The sequence below is a fragment of the Paraclostridium dentum genome (assembly GCF_012922555.1).
GTDB lineage: Bacteria > Bacillota > Clostridia > Peptostreptococcales > Peptostreptococcaceae > Paraclostridium > Paraclostridium dentum.
In genome coordinates, this window is the sequence record NZ_WIPK01000083.1 from 1 (window position 1) to 606 (window position 606).

General features: G+C 32.5%; 1 protein-coding gene and 1 pseudogene. Both read right to left on the reverse strand.

The features are described from left to right. Positions 1 to 362: rubredoxin-like domain-containing protein (locus GFJ41_RS17865; RefSeq protein ID WP_170075993.1), on the reverse strand; the 362-nt coding region annotated here is incomplete at its 3' end. Positions 363 to 522: 160 nt separating this feature from the next. Next, a pseudogene (locus GFJ41_RS19805) lies at positions 523 to 606 on the reverse strand (NADH peroxidase); the annotation flags it as partial.

Here is a 606-nt window from a genome sequence, read left to right on the forward strand (position 1 = left end):
TGTGTATCTGCTACTACTACTTCTCCTAATAACTCTGCAAATTTAGCTGCATGTTCTGCTTCTTCAAATGCTATTCTTTTATATGCTTCTGCTACTTCTGGATATCCTTCTCTGTCTGCTTGACGACTCATTGCTAAGTACATTCCTACTTCTGTACATTCACCTGTGAAGTTAGCTCTTAATCCCTCTATTACTTCTGGATCTATTCCTTGAGCTACTCCTATTCTATGCTCGTCTGCCCAAACCATTTCACCTTTCATTTCTTCGAACTTATCAGCTCCAACTTTACATACTGGACAAATCTCTGGTGCTGTTTCTCCTTCATGTATATATCCGCATACTGTACAAACAAATTTTTTCATGTTTAAAATCCTCCATGTATTTAATGTAATTTTTAATTTTCCACGTTAATTATCAGTAATTTGTTAACGTTTTTCCTAGTGCCTAAATATATACCCAAAATATGTTACTTTAAACATATTTTTAGATATATATTTAAGTTATTTATCCAATCTCTATATATTATTTCCCAAAATGTCTATTTAATAATCCTAAGAATGCTTTTCCATGTCTAGCTTCATCTTTACACATTTCATGTACTGTATC